20 protein-coding genes and 1 pseudogene are annotated in these 15643 nt (G+C 44.3%); 14 read left to right on the forward strand and 7 right to left on the reverse strand.

Annotated features, from left to right (window positions below):
* Positions 1-17: 17 nt before the first annotated feature.
* The 5 genes from hemW to prmA form a co-directional block, all read right to left on the reverse strand.
* Positions 18-1166 carry a radical SAM family heme chaperone HemW gene (gene hemW, locus QEO93_RS04945; RefSeq protein WP_032138199.1) on the reverse strand — a complete coding sequence of 383 codons (1149 nt, stop codon included), beginning with the start codon at positions 1164-1166 and terminating at the stop codon, positions 18-20.
* 3 nt (positions 1167-1169) lie between these two features.
* Positions 1170-1763 carry an RdgB/HAM1 family non-canonical purine NTP pyrophosphatase gene (gene rdgB, locus QEO93_RS04950; protein WP_032138198.1) on the reverse strand — a complete coding sequence of 198 codons (594 nt, stop codon included), beginning with the start codon at positions 1761-1763 and terminating at the stop codon, positions 1170-1172.
* Complete coding sequence (locus QEO93_RS04955) at positions 1753-1971, reverse strand: NGO_0222 family membrane protein (RefSeq protein ID WP_032138206.1); 219 nt, start codon at positions 1969-1971, stop codon at positions 1753-1755. Before QEO93_RS04955 ends, rdgB begins: the two co-directional genes overlap by 11 nt.
* Positions 1972-2032: 61 nt before the next feature.
* Positions 2033-2989 carry a zinc ribbon domain-containing protein gene (locus tag QEO93_RS04960; RefSeq protein ID WP_032138197.1) on the reverse strand — a complete coding sequence of 319 codons (957 nt, stop codon included), beginning with the start codon at positions 2987-2989 and terminating at the stop codon, positions 2033-2035.
* Between the two features lie 54 nt (positions 2990-3043).
* Positions 3044-3931: a 50S ribosomal protein L11 methyltransferase gene (prmA, locus tag QEO93_RS04965; protein WP_032138196.1), complete on the reverse strand. Its 888-nt coding sequence runs from the start codon at positions 3929-3931 to the stop codon at positions 3044-3046.
* Positions 3932-4152: 221 nt separating this feature from the next.
* Between prmA and rpsT the strand changes: the two genes are divergently transcribed.
* The 14 genes and pseudogenes from rpsT to pheT all read left to right on the forward strand — a co-directional run bounded on the left by rpsT (position 4153) and on the right by pheT (position 14477).
* Complete coding sequence (gene rpsT / locus QEO93_RS04970; protein WP_032138195.1) at positions 4153-4416, forward strand: 30S ribosomal protein S20; 264 nt, start codon at positions 4153-4155, stop codon at positions 4414-4416.
* A 221-nt stretch (positions 4417-4637) separates the two neighbouring features.
* Positions 4638-4901 carry a transposase gene (locus QEO93_RS04975; RefSeq protein ID WP_003792189.1) on the forward strand — a complete coding sequence of 88 codons (264 nt, stop codon included), beginning with the start codon at positions 4638-4640 and terminating at the stop codon, positions 4899-4901.
* 17 nt (positions 4902-4918) lie between these two features.
* A complete protein-coding gene (locus QEO93_RS04980; protein ID WP_085815393.1) occupies positions 4919-5401 on the forward strand; it encodes an IS5 family transposase in 483 nt (160 codons plus the stop codon).
* A 6-nt stretch (positions 5402-5407) separates the two neighbouring features.
* Positions 5408-5683 carry an ATP-binding protein gene (locus QEO93_RS04985; RefSeq protein ID WP_245190639.1) on the forward strand — a complete coding sequence of 92 codons (276 nt, stop codon included), beginning with the start codon at positions 5408-5410 and terminating at the stop codon, positions 5681-5683.
* A gap of 29 nt (positions 5684-5712) precedes the next feature.
* Positions 5713-6073, forward strand: a pseudogene (locus QEO93_RS04990) (response regulator).
* Between the two features lie 96 nt (positions 6074-6169).
* Positions 6170-8050: an O-linked N-acetylglucosamine transferase, SPINDLY family protein gene (locus tag QEO93_RS04995; RefSeq protein ID WP_032137046.1), complete on the forward strand. Its 1881-nt coding sequence runs from the start codon at positions 6170-6172 to the stop codon at positions 8048-8050.
* Between the two features lie 111 nt (positions 8051-8161).
* On the forward strand, positions 8162-8521 hold the full coding sequence (locus QEO93_RS05000) for a hypothetical protein (protein WP_032137045.1): 360 nt from the start codon (positions 8162-8164) through the stop codon (positions 8519-8521).
* A gap of 174 nt (positions 8522-8695) precedes the next feature.
* Entirely contained in the window at positions 8696-9691 is a 996-nt protein-coding gene (gene pheS / locus QEO93_RS05005; RefSeq protein ID WP_032137053.1) for a phenylalanine--tRNA ligase subunit alpha, read from the forward strand.
* 29 nt (positions 9692-9720) lie between these two features.
* Complete coding sequence (locus tag QEO93_RS05010; protein ID WP_032137044.1) at positions 9721-10131, forward strand: HI0074 family nucleotidyltransferase substrate-binding subunit; 411 nt, start codon at positions 9721-9723, stop codon at positions 10129-10131.
* Positions 10122-10430: a nucleotidyltransferase family protein gene (locus QEO93_RS05015; RefSeq protein ID WP_085815632.1), complete on the forward strand. Its 309-nt coding sequence runs from the start codon at positions 10122-10124 to the stop codon at positions 10428-10430. Before QEO93_RS05010 ends, QEO93_RS05015 begins: the two co-directional genes overlap by 10 nt.
* 20 nt (positions 10431-10450) lie before the next feature.
* Positions 10451-10702 carry a hypothetical protein gene (locus QEO93_RS05020; protein WP_003788252.1) on the forward strand — a complete coding sequence of 84 codons (252 nt, stop codon included), beginning with the start codon at positions 10451-10453 and terminating at the stop codon, positions 10700-10702.
* On the forward strand, positions 10702-11130 hold the full coding sequence (locus tag QEO93_RS05025; RefSeq protein WP_032137043.1) for a type II toxin-antitoxin system VapC family toxin: 429 nt from the start codon (positions 10702-10704) through the stop codon (positions 11128-11130). The genes QEO93_RS05020 and QEO93_RS05025 overlap by 1 nt, the downstream gene beginning before the upstream one ends.
* Positions 11131-11143: 13 nt before the next feature.
* Positions 11144-12067, forward strand: coding sequence for a restriction endonuclease (locus tag QEO93_RS05030; RefSeq protein WP_003788247.1), 924 nt, complete (start codon positions 11144-11146; stop codon positions 12065-12067).
* Positions 12068-12122: 55 nt separating this feature from the next.
* Entirely contained in the window at positions 12123-14477 is a 2355-nt protein-coding gene (gene pheT, locus QEO93_RS05035; RefSeq protein ID WP_085815633.1) for a phenylalanine--tRNA ligase subunit beta, read from the forward strand.
* 92 nt (positions 14478-14569) lie between these two features.
* Here the strand turns inward: pheT and QEO93_RS05040 are convergent, their stop codons facing one another.
* Together QEO93_RS05040 and QEO93_RS05045 are read right to left on the reverse strand one after the other, a co-directional pair.
* Entirely contained in the window at positions 14570-15139 is a 570-nt protein-coding gene (locus QEO93_RS05040; protein ID WP_032137041.1) for a manganese efflux pump MntP, read from the reverse strand.
* A 48-nt stretch (positions 15140-15187) separates the two neighbouring features.
* Positions 15188-15634, reverse strand: a complete 447-nt coding sequence (locus QEO93_RS05045) for a DMP19 family protein (protein WP_044250148.1) — start codon at positions 15632-15634, stop codon at positions 15188-15190.
* Positions 15635-15643: the final 9 nt, after the last annotated feature.

Raw genomic sequence — 15643 nt, forward strand, 5'->3', positions numbered from 1 at the left:
GCAGCCTGAAAATGGGTTTACAAAAAGAGTTCAATTAAATCATTGAGAAAACGCTGCCCTAATTCGGTGGGTTTGAGTTTTTCAGGCTGCATTTCTAATAAGCCTTTTTGTTGCGCGAGCTGGATTTGCGTTTGAATGTGGGCGATGTCGCAGCCTGTTCGCTCGGCGAATAATGCGCTTGGCACACCGTCTATCAGGCGCAGGGCGTTCATCATAAATTCAAATGGTACGTCTTCGGACGCAACGGTTTTTCGTTCGATGGCTTGCTGTGGTTGGCTGTGCATGGCGGCTAGGTATTCGCTGGGGTGGCGTTTGCGCGTGGTGCGTTCAATGTAATTGCGGTGTGAAATTTTGCCGTGTGCGCCTGCGCCAATGCCGATGTAGTCACCGAATTGCCAGTAGTTGATGTTGTGGCGGGCGCGGTGTTCGTTTCGTTTGGCGAATGCGCTGGTTTCGTATTGTGTAAATCCGTAGGCGGCTAATTCGCTGTGAACGGCGTCTTCTATGTCTTGCGCGGTGTCCATCTCGGGCAAGCCTTTGGGCGGCGTGTGTCCGAATGCGGTGTTGGGTTCGAGCGTGAGATGATACGCGCTGAGGTGGGTTATGCCAAATTGGGCGGCGGTGCGCACGTCGTTTAACGCAGCCTGAACGGTTTGGTTGGGCAAGGCGTACATTAAGTCTATGTTTACGCGCTCAAAAATGTTTTGTGCGGTTTCTATGGCGGCGCGTGCTTCGTTGGCATTGTGAATGCGTCCCAGTGCGGCGAGCTTTTGGTCGTCAAAACTTTGTACACCGATGGATAGGCGATTCACACCTGCGTCTTTGAAACCTTGAAATTTAGTGCGTTCAAATGTTCCTGGATTGGCTTCTAGTGTGATTTCGGCTTGTTCACTAAGGATTACGGTGTTGCGGATGTTGTCTAATAATTGCTGAATGGCGTTTGCGCTGAACACGCTGGGTGTGCCACCGCCGATGAAGATGGTTTCTATCGAGCGGTTGTTGATGTGGGGTAATTCGGTTCGCAAGTCGGTGAGCAGGGCTTGGATATAGCTGTTTTCGTCTAGCGTGGTTTTGATTTTGTGTGAGTTGAAGTCGCAATAGGGGCATTTTTGTATGCACCATGGAATGTGGACGTAGAGCGAAAGTGGGGGTAATTGGGCTAACATTTTTCAGGCTGCGTTGATTTTTTGGACGAGTTCAGCAAGGGCTTTGCTGCGGTGGCTGATGGCGTTTTTTTGTTCGGGCGATAATTCGGCGGCGGTGCAACCGTATTCTGGGACGTAAAAATGGGGGTCGTAACCGAAACCGTTTTCGCCTGCACTTTCAGGCTGCCATTGTCCGCGCCAAATGCCTTCGGCGATGATGGGTTGTGGGTCGTTTTCGTGGCGCACGAACACGAGTACGCAAACGTAATAACAGGATTTGTCGCTGTGTGTGGCAAGGTCGGCGGATAATTTGGCGTTGTTGGCGGTATCTGATTTGGGGTTTTCGCCTGCGTATCTTGCGGATAACACGCCTGGTGCGCCGCCTAATGCGGTGGCGCAAATGCCGCTGTCGTCTGCCAATGCAGGCAATCCGCTGGCACGACTGGCGTTGCGTGCTTTGGCAAGTGCGTTTTCTACAAAGGTGTGAAATGGTTCGGGGCATTCTGGGGTATTGAATGCGGATTGCGGCAAAATTTCAATATTTTGCGCGGCGAATAAGGCGGAAAATTCGCGCAGTTTGCCTGCGTTGTTGCTGGCGAGTACGATTTTATTCAGCATGATTTTGTCCTGTTTTGGCTTTGAGATACAGCATGAGGCTGGTGAATTGTGCGCTGGCTGCGCCGATGGCGAAAAGTATGGCGGCAATGCCGTATTGTTTTTCAGGCTGCGTTTTGAGGGATAGGAGATACACGCCTGTGCCGATGAGTAGCAGAAAAATAAACGAAAATAATAGGGTCAAAAAGAGAAATAACTTTTGTTTTTCCATATCATTATCCATAAAAACAGCGTTTCAGGCAGCCTGAAAACTGCTTGAAACGCGTGTTGTGTTACATCATTAAAATAACCCAGTAGAACAGTTGCACGATTAAAACCATCAATGCAGCAATGGTTGCAACCGTCCAGTTCATATCGTTTTGTGTGGCAACTGCGGTGCTTGCTTGAACTTGTGTTTGTGTAGCCGTGTTGGGTTCATCGCTAGACACGTAAGCATTATTGGCAGGCAATGCGTTTGCTGGAATTTGACCGTCGCCAATCAAGGTAAACACTAGGCTATCTGTGTGGATAGTGATGTTATTTTGTTGGTCGCTGCGCTGCGCTGCTATGGCTGTTGTGCCATTTTTTTCTTTCATGGTTACTTGTGGCAGCTGTGAAGCGATGCTGTCTCGGTCAAGCATGGTGAAAGTGAATGGGTTATTTGCCGTCTCATCTTCCGCAAACATTTCTGCTGCTTTGGGGATTCGGTAAGACAATGGGTTCTTGGTTTGACGCTTCAGAATATTGTCTTCACCATTATCTTTCACTTCATGAAAAGAAGGAACTTGTTTATTGTCTTGCTCATCAACGTCTGCAAAATTATCAAACATATTTTGCAGGGATTTTGCTACATTGGTTTCATCTACTTCTTTAAAATCTGGTACTGGAGGAGAAGTAGGTTCTTCAATTTCTTGGAAACCGTTTAAATCCAGCGTGATTTCTTCATCAGTTTTTGAATTTAATTTTGCCACGCTTGAGTCTTCATCAAATGCTTGAAACGTTAATTTATCGTTCATCAAGGCATCGTAATTTTTACTTGGCGTATTCGCTGATTCATTGCGAGGCATTGGACTAGGTGAACTGATTTCTGCTGGCGTAGCATTTGCAGGTTTTTTCTTGGATTTTTTAACCAAATGAAAGACAAAGCCACAATGCGGACAATCAGCACGACCCTGAGTCTTGTTCAACATGGCAGAATCAAGAGAAACAGGTTGTTTGCATTCTGGGCAACTTACTTTAATTTCGCTCATAATATTTGGTATGTTTTCTGTCTAATTTGGAATGAAATGTGGCAGCCTGAAAAATCAGCGTTTTACGCCGCTTAAGCAAGCCCAGCCGTTGTCAGTAATGGCAGGTGCAAGGTCGAACCATTGTGAGTAAATACCGCTCATTTCATCAATTTGTTCAGCCAAAATGCCTGATAACACAATGCGTCCGCCTGTTTTGGTACGCGCTGCCAGCATTTCGCCGAGCATACGCAAAGGGTTTGCCAAGATATTGGCAACAACAACATCAAATTGTCCTTCTGGCAAACCGTCTGGCAAATAGAATGCAGCCTGAACATCATTTTGTACTGCGTTATCGTTGCTTGCTCTAATCGCTTGTGGGTCAATATCCACGCCTGTGGCGGAACCTGCACCCACTTTCAAAGCAGCAATCGTTAAAATGCCTGAGCCGCAGCCGTAATCCAAAACACTTTCGCCGCCTTTCAGATTATTGTCCAACCATTGCAAGCATAAATGGGTGGTTGGGTGGCTGCCTGTGCCAAATGCTAAGCCTGGGTCTAAGCGCAAGTTAATGGCATTAGAATCTGGCGATTCGTGCCAAGTGGGGGTAATCCACAAACGGTCTGAAATTTTAATCGGGTCAAACTGAGATTGTGTTAAACGCACCCAGTCTTGTTCTTCCAAAGTTTCAATGGTGTATTCAGGCTGAGGTAAATTAATGCTTTGGGCGGCTTGCGCGATAATGCTTGCTACATCGGCTTGCTCATCAAACAAGGCTACAATTTTGCTTTGTTGCCACAGTTGTTGTTCTGGCATACCTGGTTCGCCGAAAATGGGTTGCTCATTGTCTGTTCCTGCAAATGCGTCTTCAATGGCTGTGGATAATGCACCGCAATCCATAAGTGCGTCTGAAAAGGTTTCGGCGATGGCTTCTTGAACGGGAATGTTGGCTTGTTGATAAGACATAATATGATTACTTTAATAATGCAGCCTGAAAACAGCAAAGCAGTGGAAACAAAATGAGGTATTTTATCATTATTTTACGAATATGTTGTAAAGACCGTTATTTTTTTCAGGCTGCCTGAAAAATGCGTTTTAGCATTGAAAATACTTGCATTTTACCGACTTAGTGTTTAGAATGGCGCGTTTTACGAAATCAACTAATCCCTAATTCAGGAGTATTTACAATGGCAAATAGCGCACAAGCTCGCAAACGCGCCCGTCAATCTTTGAAAAACCGTGCACACAACGCAAGTCTGCGTACTGCTTTCCGTACTGCAGTGAAAAAAGTGTTGAAAGCTGTTGAAGCTGGCGACAAAGCTGCTGCTCAAGTAGTTTATCAAGAAAGCGTTAAAGTTTTGGACCGTATCGCTGATAAAGGCGTATTCCACAAAAACAAAGCTGCACGTCACAAAAGCCGTTTGTCTGCTAAAGTAAAAGCAATGGCTTAATTTTTAGACTGATTAAAAAACCTGTTGTTATTTGAAACAACAGGTTTTTTTGCGTCTTTTAGATGAGTGTTATAAGAAGAATACAAAACTTTCTTGATGTACATCAAAATAATGCAAATATTACATGATTATTTTTTTACAATTCTTTGTTGAGGAAACAAATACATTATGAAGAAAAGCTATTTAAGAACCTGTATTCACAAAAATGATAAAATATCTTTATGACTAGAAAATCCTACCCAACAGACTTAACAGATGCCCAATGGCAAGCGATTGAGCCATATTTTAACCAGCTACGCCACTACAAATGGGATAAACGTCAATTAGTGAATGCCGTTTTGTACATCACCAAAACAGGTTGCCAATGGCGTATGCTGCCCAATGATTTTCCACCTTATTCAACCGTATGGAGTTTCTATCGCAGAGCCAATCAATCAGGCTTATGGGATAGAATTCTTTTGGCATTGGTTCAAAAAAACGTTTAATCCATCAAAAACAAGCAATGCCAACTTATGCCATTCTTGATTCACAAAGTGTCAAAACAGCTTCTAGCGCACATGATAAAGGTTTTGATGGAGGTAAAAAAATCAAAGGTCGTAAGCGACATATAGCTGTTGATACGTTGGGTAATCTATTGTCTGTTGTGGTTCATGCAGCCAATATTCATGACACAAAAGCAGGTATTTTTGTAGCAAAAAAAGCGTTTGAGACCTATCCGAGTTTAAAAGGTTTCTGTGCGGACGCAGGTTATCGGAATACATTTGAGCGTGAAGTATCAGAGCAATTGGGTTTAACTGTTGAGATTTCAAAGAGAATTCAAGATATTTCTTGGCATATTCTGCCCAAACGTTGGATTGTAGAACGAACGTTTGCATGGTTAGGTTGGTCTCGACGTTTAGCAAAAGATTTTGAGCAGACGAATTTATCTGCTGAAAATTTTGTTAAACTAGGGTATATTTCACAAATATTAAAATTTATCAAATAGTTGTTTGTGAATACAGATTCTAACTTCGACGCTATTCGTCGCAAAGCCGTATTGCTAGGCTTGATGGATACAGCAGAAGCTGAATCTATGGAACAGCGTCAAATGTTAAGCCTGATGTTCAGCAGCGGTTTCTCAACTGCCACCTCTGAAACAGAAGATGCAGGTCGCGGCGTAGGCATGGACATCATCAAAGAAACCGTGCAAAACATGGGCGGTCGTATCAGCGTAGCAACAGACGCAGAAAGTTACACACGCTTTAGCTTAACTTTCCCAAAAGCCTAATTTAACGAAAGAAAACTATGTATAAACTAATGATTATCGATGATTCCAACATCATCCGTAACCGTATTGAACGCAGCCTGAAAAACTTGTCTGTGGAAATAGTAGCCACCGCTTCTAATGGTGAACAAGTGTTGCAAATGTTCAAAGAACACAAACCTGAATTGATTACCATGGACTTAACCACGCCTGAAATGGACGGTTTGGAATGTATCCAACGCATTCGCGAAATCAGTGCTGATACCAGCATTTTGGTGGTTTCTGCCTTGTCTGACCGTCAAACAGGTTTGAAAGCCTTGCAATATGGCGCACGTGGTTTTCATTTGCAAACCATTCACTGACGAACAGTTGGTAATGGCATTGGGCAAATTGATTACCCATCAGAAGAAGTAATTTGTAAACAAAATAACCCTTTGGTAACATAACCAAAGGGTTATTTTTCAGGCAGCCTGAAAGTTTCAGGCTGCATTTTATAGTGGATAAACATTCATGAGCAATTACGAACAAATTTATCAAGAAGCCTACCAATTATGGCAAAGCGGATACAAAGCAGAAGCATTAGATAAAATTCTCCCTTTAACTGAGCAAACAAACCAAGATGCCATTTTCAATTTAGCCGCCGTTTTACTGTGTGAAAACAACCGTATTGACGAAGGCATCACCATGTGGCAACGCTTGCCTAACTGGGAACAATCCACCACCATGCTCAGCAATATGGGCAGTGCCTATCACAGAATGAATCGCTATGAAGAAGCATACGATTTCTTTCAACGCGCCTTGCAGGTAGATGAAAAAAATGTAGACGCATGGTTCAATTCCAGCGTTGTGTTGCGCAAATTAAAAAAGCATGATGAAGCCACTCAATGCTTGGAACGCATTTTAGAAATTGCCCCTGATTATGTTGACGCAAAATTCAATCTTGCCCATGAATACCGCAATCATTTCAAATTACCCCAAGCCATTCAGTTATACAGAGAAATCTTAAACACGCAGCCTGAAAATGATGAAGCCAAATTTGGTTTAGCCGTATGTTTGCAAGGCAATCACGAAGGAGAAAGCGCCCTTCCCTTTTATCAAGATTTGCTAGAAAACCACACAGGTTATGCCAAAGCCTTTCCCAACATGATGTTCAGCCTGCATTACATGACACACATGCAGCCTGAAAACCTGTTTGCAGAAGCCAAACATCATGGCGACAGAATTGTGCGTACCCTATGCAAAAAAACCGCACCCAAACCCACTTTAGAACAACAAAATAAACGTTTGCATATCGGTATTTTATCTGCCGATTTATGTTTACATCCCGTTGGCTATTTCGTTTCCAGCCTACTCAAAAGCCAAGCAACCGAACAATTCGACTGGTCAGCCTATGCTAACAACGAACCAGACCATTTCGACACCTTAAGCGATTACATCAAACCCAGATTTAAAAACTGGCATGCTATTCACGATTTAACAGATGAACAAGTCATCAAAAAAATCCAAGCAGACAAAATCGACATTCTGCTGGATTTATCAGGTTTAACTAAAGGACACCGCATCGGCGTAATCGCCGCACAAGCTGCACCCGTGCAAATCAACTGGTTAGGTTATTTCGCCACCACAGGCTTATCTACCGAACAAGCCGTCATTGCTGACCCCTATTGCGTCCCAGAAGGCGAAGAAAAATGGTTTGTCGAAAAAGTTTGGCGCATGCCGCATACACGCTTGTGCATGCACGAACCACCAGAAGCAGGAGAAATCAACCCATTGCCTGCGCTAAAAAACGGTTACATCACATTTGGCTGTTTCCAAAATATCCAAAAAATCAACTTATCCGTATTATCCACATGGGCAGAAATCGCACGCACTCTACCCAACGCACGCTGGCGCATTCAGGCAGATAAGTTAAAACCCAACAGCCTGCACATGCAAAAATTTAAAGAAACCCTACGTCAAAGTGGCTTAGACGAATCACGCGTAGACATTCACGAAGCCACCGATTTAATCGATTATTTCAAAGCATACAATGAAATCGACATCATTTTAGATACTTTCCCCTACCCTGGCGGAACAACCACATGCCAAGCCCTATGGATGGGCGTACCCACGCTCACCCTCACACAGCCAGGCATGTTAGCCAGACAAGGCGAACAACTCATGTCTGCCGCGCAACTGCCCGACTGGATATGCCACAACGAAGCCGAATATTTAGGCAAAGCCATCTATTGGGCGAACCCAGCCCGTTGGGGCATGCTCAACGCCATGCGCCTAGGCATGCGTAAACACGTCCGCAAAACCCCATTGTTTGATTACCAACAATTTGGTTCAGATTGGGCAGACCTAGTCAAACAAATATGGCAAGACGCATGTCAAAGTAGCAATGAATAAGCACTGCTACCCAGCATTTTCAAAACTTAACAGTAAACCATAAAAAATTCGTGTGAGTAGAAATTGAAAGGTGTAAAATCCAGCAACTAACATACAGAAAGGGCTTTTACCATGAATCTCCAAAAAATGACTGAAGGTTTAGTCACACTAAAAGGAGCAATAGCAGCAGCAATTGTCGATTACGAAAGCGGCATGCTGATGGCATCTGCCAACAACGACCCAAGCTACGATTTAGAAGTGGTAGCAGGACGAGGCAGCGAAGTGATTCGAGCCAAACGCCGCATTATGGACAGATTAGCGATGGACGATGAAATCAACGATATTTTGATTACATTAACCACGCAATATCACCTGATGTGTCCATCAAAAAAATACAAACATATGTTTATCTATCTCGCCGTAGATAGAAAAGAAGCCAACCTCTCGCGTTGCCGACAAGCCATTTTTGCGCTTGAAAAACAATTAGCCTAAACTTTCAAAAATCCCATTGCTAAATCAATGGGATTTTATTTTTCAGGCAGCCTGAAAAAGCAGTTTAGGAAAACAAGGATTTGCGTTAAAATAAGTCAAATTTTCCTATTTCCGCGCGTGTTTGCACGACATTTCAAACACGCGCCAAACTATTTTTATCCGATTGAATTTACTATGCAAAACAACGCTACTCAAATCACACAAAACGGCTTAACCGCCATCGCCCAAGCCACCGACCAACAAGCCCTAGAACTCGTCAAAGCGCAATATTTAGGCAAAGCTGGCGAATTAAACGCGCTGCTGAAACAACTCGGCGCAATGTCGCCTGACGAACGCAAAACTGTTGGTGCACACATTAATGAATGCAAACAACAGTTTCAGGCAGCCTACGATGCGAAACGCGCCGAAATGGAAGCAGCCAAATTGCAAGCGCAATTAGCCGCCGAAGCCTTGGACGTAACGCTGCCTGCGCGTGGTCAAGACGTGGGTGGTTTGCATCCTGTAACGCTGACATTGCAGCGCGTGGTTGAGCTGTTTCACGGCATGGGTTTTGAAGTGGCGGACGGCCCTGAAATTGAAGACGATTTCCACAATTTCCAAGCCTTGAACATTCCACAAAATCACCCTGCGCGTGCCATGCAAGACACGTTTTATGTGGAAAATGGCGATGTGTTGCGTACGCATACTTCGCCGATTCAGGTGCGCTATATGTTGGACAAGAAAAATCCACCAATCCGCATTATCGCACCAGGGCGTGTGTACCGCGTGGACAGTGACGCGACCCATTCGCCGATGTTCCACCAATGCGAAGGTTTGTGGGTTGAAGAAGGTGTTACTTTTGCCGATTTGAAAGCGGTATTTACTGATTTTATTCGTAATTTCTTTGAACGCGATGATTTGCAAGTGCGTTTCCGTCCGTCATTTTTCCCATTTACCGAGCCATCTGCCGAAATTGACATCATGGGCGACAACGGCAAATGGTTGGAAGTGGGCGGCTGCGGCATGGTTCACCCTAACGTATTGAAAAATGTAAATATTGACCCTGAACAATACACGGGTTTTGCGTTTGGGATTGGTTTAGACCGTTTCGCGATGTTGCGTTATGGCGTGAACGATTTGCGTTTGTTCTTTGATAATGATTTGGCGTTTTTGAATCAGTTTAAGAAGTGATTTTTCAGGCTGCCTGAAAGGAAATCTAAATGGCAGAATTATCTATCCAACTATTTAGCGACATCGTTACCCGATTGCAAGAAGGCTGGCAGCGTTATTTGCAAGACACCAGCGACACGCAAATCCGCGATGGATTGATTCAACGCTTTGAATTTACCTACGAAATCAGCCATAAAATTTTAAAACGCTATTTAGAAAACACGTCCGCCGACTCCACGCAATTTGATTTGATAAGTTTTCAAGACATCATTCGCACCGCCAACGAGCAAAATTTATTGCTGGGAAATTGGGCGGATTGGAAACAATACCGCGATATGCGCGCGCGGACGAGCCACACTTACGATGAAGAAACCGCGATTGCTGTGGTGCAAGGCATTGAGAAATTTCTTGCGGAAGCGCAATTTTTACAGCAAAAACTTCAAGAAAAATCATGCCAGTAGAATTAAACATTTCGCCCGATGAATGGCAAATTGTGCAAACGATTTTGCAGCAACACATTTCGCAACGCACGGTGTGGGCGTTTGGTTCGCGCGTAAATGGCAAGGCAAAGCCGTATTCGGATTTGGATTTAGCAGTGCTGGGCGACACGCCGCTTTCTTTGGCGGAACACGCGGATTTGGTGGGCGCTTTTTCGGAAAGCGATTTGCCGTGGAAAGTAGATTTGGTGGATTGGTGTTTGATTGGCGATGAGTTTCGGGCGATTGTGGCGGTGCGGTATTTTGTGGTGCAGGCTGCCTGAAAATTTGAAGGAGTAGAAAAATGAATAATGTTCACTATACATTTCAATTAGATAATCATTTGAAACAGGCATTTTTTCAGGCTGCCAAGGAATCCAATCGCAGTAGTGCGGAATTATTGCGCGAATTGATGCGCGAGTTTGTGCAAAAGCAGGCTGCCACGCCAAAGAAAGTCAGTTTAGCTGAAAAATTAGGCGGTTATCATCCAGCAGCAGAAGTAAATTTTGAGTTTGAGCGAGAAATGGACGAATTTCGCGCAGCGGAGTTTGACTAATGTATCTGCTTGATACCAATATTGTTTCTGAATTACGAAAACTAGACAGCAATAAAATCAATCCAAACGTGCAAAAATGGGCGGAACAAGTTGATTTTGATAAAACATTTATCAGCGTGATAACAATTAGCGAAATTCAAATGGGTATTTTACGTTTGGCGCAAAGTGATAAACAGCAAGCGAATATGTTGGCGGATTCGTTTGAAAATCAGGTTTTACCCGAATATCAATCGCGCAGTATTTTGATAAATAAAGAAATTGCTTTGCGTTATGCTACTTTACACATTCCCAATAAACGCCCTGTAAATGATGCCTTTATTGCGGCGACTGCATTGGAATATGATTTTGTGTTGGTTACGCGCAATATTAAGGATTTTCAGGGTGTGGGACTGAAATTGCTTAATCCGTTTGAGTTTCAGGCTGCCTGAAAAAGGAAAATCAATGAAATATGAAGATATGAAACGATACGACCAACGCAGCATTTTAATGCCAATTTTAATTAAATTGCTGCAAAATCTTGGTGGTAAAACAACACGCAAAGAATTGCGAAATGAAATTAAATCGTCAGTAAAAGAAATTCCAGAAGAATTTATTGATGAAACAAGACCTGCAAAAAATGGGGGGACTTATCGTCCTTTTGATTTTGTATTTAATTTTGGAGTTGCCAATTTAGAAATGGCAGGCTTTATAAAACGTCCTAACCGTGGCGAGATTATTCTTACCGAAAAAGGTAGAGCCTGTAATAGTGAAGATATTGATGTTGAAAGAGATATTTACGCATTTTCTGACCCAATGTGGAAAGAACGCCGTGCAAATAAGAAAAATAGTAATAAAGTAAAAATTGAAGAAGAAGACGAAGAAGAAAATAGTATTAAAGAAACAGAAGAAAATGATGTCAGTGAAAATTGGAAAGAGCAATTAAAACAAGCTCTTCTTAATATGTCGCCCAAAAAATTTGAAATATTTTGTCGTGCATTGATCAAAGCCATGGGGGTAGATATAGACGATAAAAAAGGCGTTTCTGAAACGAGAGACGGTGGATTGGACGGTTTCGGCTATATTGTTTCTGATGATTTTCGGACTTCTCGTGTTGCTATTCAAGCTAAACGTTGGACGAATACGCGAGTAGGTTCTCCTGAAATTAACCAATTTGCAGGGGCAATGGATCTTCACAATGCTGAATTTGGTATTTTTATTACTACTTCTGATTTTTCACGAGAAGCGATTGAAAATTCTCGTAATAGAAAAAGAGCTATTACCTTAATCAATGGCGATAAAATCATTGAATTAGTTGAAAAATATCAGTTATACGTCAAACCAATCACAACCTTTCAGCTTGAAGATTTCTATTTTGAAGAAAACTAATTTTCAGGCTGCCTGCCCCCCATTTTAATTTTAGAAAACAAAGAGATTTTAAAAAATGCAATTCTCCTACACATGGCTAAAAACCCAAGCCAACCCCAATTTATCCGCCGACCAACTTTCCCACTTGCTGACCATGGCAGGTTTGGAAGTGGAAGAACTCAACGCAGCCGCCCCCGATTTTTCGGGCGTGGTGGTGGCGGAAGTCAAATCCGTTGAAAAACACCCCGACGCTGACCGCCTGAACGTAACCCAAGTGGACGCAGGCACAGGCGAGTTAATCCAAATCGTGTGCGGTGCGCCGAATGTGAAAGTGGGCATTAAAGTGCCGTGTGCTTTGCCTAACGCATTGTTACCAAACGACTTTAAAATCAAACCAACCAAAATGCGTGGCGTGGTGTCCAACGGTATGTTGTGTTCCGCCAAAGAATTGGGTTTGGAAGACAAGGTGGACGGCTTGCTCGTGCTGCCTGAAAACGCGCCAGTCGGTCAAAATATCCGCGAATTTTTGGATTTGGACGACGCGATTTTTACGCTGAAAATCACGCCAAACCGCACCGATTGTTTGAGCATTAAAGGCATTGCGCGTGAAGTGTCGGCTTTGACGCAATGCGAATTTAATCCTATTCAAATCAATCACATCGCCACGCAAACCACGCAAAAACAAGCCATACAAATTGACGCACCAAACGACTGCGGACGTTTTATCAGTCGCGTGATTTTGGGTGTGAACGCGACCGCCGCCAGCCCTGATTGGTTGGTGCAACGCTTGGAACGTAGCGGCATTCGCAGCATTTCGCCGCTCATGGACATCGGCAATTATGTGATGTTGGAAATCGGGCAGCCGATGCACGTTTTTGACGCGGATAAAATTTCAGGCAGCCTGCACGTTCGCCGCGCGAAAAATGGCGAAGTGCTTGATTGTTTGAATGAAAAAACGGTTACGCTGGCGGACAATACGCTTGTGATTGCCGATGAACAGCAAGCCTTGTCTATCGCTGGTTTGATGGGCGGTGCGGCGAGTGCGGTTTCTGATGAAACGAAAAATATTGTTTTGGAAGCGGCGTGGTTTAATCCGTTGATTATTTCAGGAAAATCAAGACAATACGGTTTTGGTTCGGACAGCTCTTTCCGTTTTGAACGCGGTGTGGACAGCGAATTACAACGCGATGCGATTGAACGCGCAACGGAATTGGTCGTGCAAATTTGCGGCGGTGAAATGGGCGAAATCATGGAAGTGTTGGGCGATTTGCCTGCCGCGAAAACGGTGGAAGTTCGCACGGCTCGCGTGGAAAAAGTGTTGGGCGTTTCTATTGAAAATCAACGCATTGAAACGATTTTGCAGCATTTGGGTTTGCAGCCTGAAAAAACGGCGGACGGTTTCCGCGTTACCGCACCAAGTTTCCGCTATGATATTGAAATTGAAGCGGATTTGATTGAAGAAATTGCTCGCGTGTATGGCTACGAGAATATTCCTGATGATTACACGTCGGGTAAATTGGCGATGTTGAAGCTGCCTGAAAACCGTCATTCGCGTTTTGGCGTGTATCAAAAAATGGCGGCTCGTGGTTTCCAAGAAGTCGTGAGTTATGCGTTTGTAGACGAGCAATGGGAACAAGATTTTGCGAATAATCAAGACCCTATCCGTTTACAAAATCCGTTGGCGGCACAATACGCGGTCATGCGTTCTACGTTGATGGGCGGCTTGATTGAGATTCTGCAAAACAATTTGAATCGCAAACAAAATCGCGTGCGTGTGTTTGAAATTGCGCGTATTTTCCGTAAAGAAAACAATCAGTTTGTACAAACGGAACGTGTGGGCGGTTTGGTTTACGGCTCGGCGTTACCTGAACAATGGGGCGAAAAATCGCATCCTGTGGATTTTTACGATTTGAAAGCGGACGTGGAAACGCTGTTGCGTGGCAAAAACGCGGCGTTTGTGAAAGCGGAACATTCGGCGTTGCACCCAGGGCGTTGCGCGGCGATTGTGGTTGATGGCGCCAATGTCGGCATCATCGGTGAGTTGCACCCGAAATGGACGCAAAAATACGATTTGCCGCAAGCGCCGTTGTTGTTTGAATTGGACATGGACGCAGTGCTGGCGACTGAAAAAGTGCGTTATCAGGCGGTGTCTAAATTCCAAGCTGGGCGACGTGATTTGGCGTTTGTGCTGCCTGAAAATGTGGCGTTTGCGGATTTGCAGGCTGCTTTAGGTCAAGTAAATAACCCGATTATTCAAGGAATTGAGTTGTTTGACGTGTATCGCGGTGCGGGGCTGCCTGAAAATCATAAATCTTTGGCGGTCAAAATTTCGCTGCAAGATATGAACGCGACTTTGACTGATGAAACGGTTGAGCCGATTATTCAGGAATTGATTGCACAAGCGGAAACGGTTGGGGCGAAATTGCGTTAATCGTGTAAATATTCAGGCAGCCTGAAAGGGGATTTTCAGGCTGCCTGAATCGAAAAAAACAGCCTGAAAATAATCTTTCAGGCTGCTTTTTCTTATAAATATCCTAAATGTTCCAACAAAATAAACGTGCCAATCCCAATCAACACCAAACCACCAATAAACTCTGCTCGTTTGCCTACAACATCACCCAACACGCCGCCTAATTTCACGCCAATCGCTGCCATCAATGTGGTTGCAGAGCCAATCGCCAGCGCGGTTAGCCAAATATTCACGTCCAAAAATGCCAGCGTTACGCCCACAATCATGGAATCAATACTGGTTGCGATGGCTGTAATCAACAAGAGCCATTTAGATGGCATGACTGCCGTTTCAGCCTCGTCTTCATCATCGGGCGAAAAACTCTCCCAAATCATTTTTCCGCCCAACACCAGCAGCAAACCAAACGCAACCCAATGGTCAAACGCTTCAATATACGGCGCGGCGATTGTGCCAGCTCCGTAACCAATCAGCGGCGTAATGGTTTCCACAACGCCAAAAGTCAGCGCAATTTTTACGATGTGTGAATTGCTTGGTTTGCCCATACTTGCACCGCGTGCGATTGCTGCCGCGAATGCGTCTGCCGACATGCTGAACGCCAGCAACACTGTAGCCACTAAGTTCATTGCCTTAATCCTTTATTCAAAAAGGGGCAGATTATACTCATTTTGATTTCAGGCTGCCTGAAAAAGCTCAAGATGCGCGTTCACGTATTCACACACCGCCAAAATGTCTTCATCAGAACATTCAAAATATTCCGCGTCCAGCTCTTCAAAATCGGCAAAACGCTGACGCAAGGTATCCAAATCCACTTCAGGATTTTCGTCCACAGCCGCTTCAATTTGTTCACCAAATTTTTGGTACAACGCACGTGCTTTGTCCAACACTTTGGGCGTGGACTTGATTTTCCAACGGCGCAAACTATCGGCAACTGGGTTCAGCAAAATATATTCGCCGTAGCCTGATGCAATCAGTTGCACAAAACCGCCCTCTTGCACTTCACTATCCAGCCAGCAATACGCCAGCAAGGTGTGCTGTTCATCGCTCAAAGCCTCGCTGCCTTGTGTTTCCAGTTTGTCCAACAAACGCGCAGCCAGCGAATACAATTCTTCAATCGTCATTTTTTCCAT

This window comes from Kingella negevensis (assembly GCF_030177895.1).
GTDB classification, from domain to species: domain Bacteria; phylum Pseudomonadota; class Gammaproteobacteria; order Burkholderiales; family Neisseriaceae; genus Kingella_C; species Kingella_C negevensis.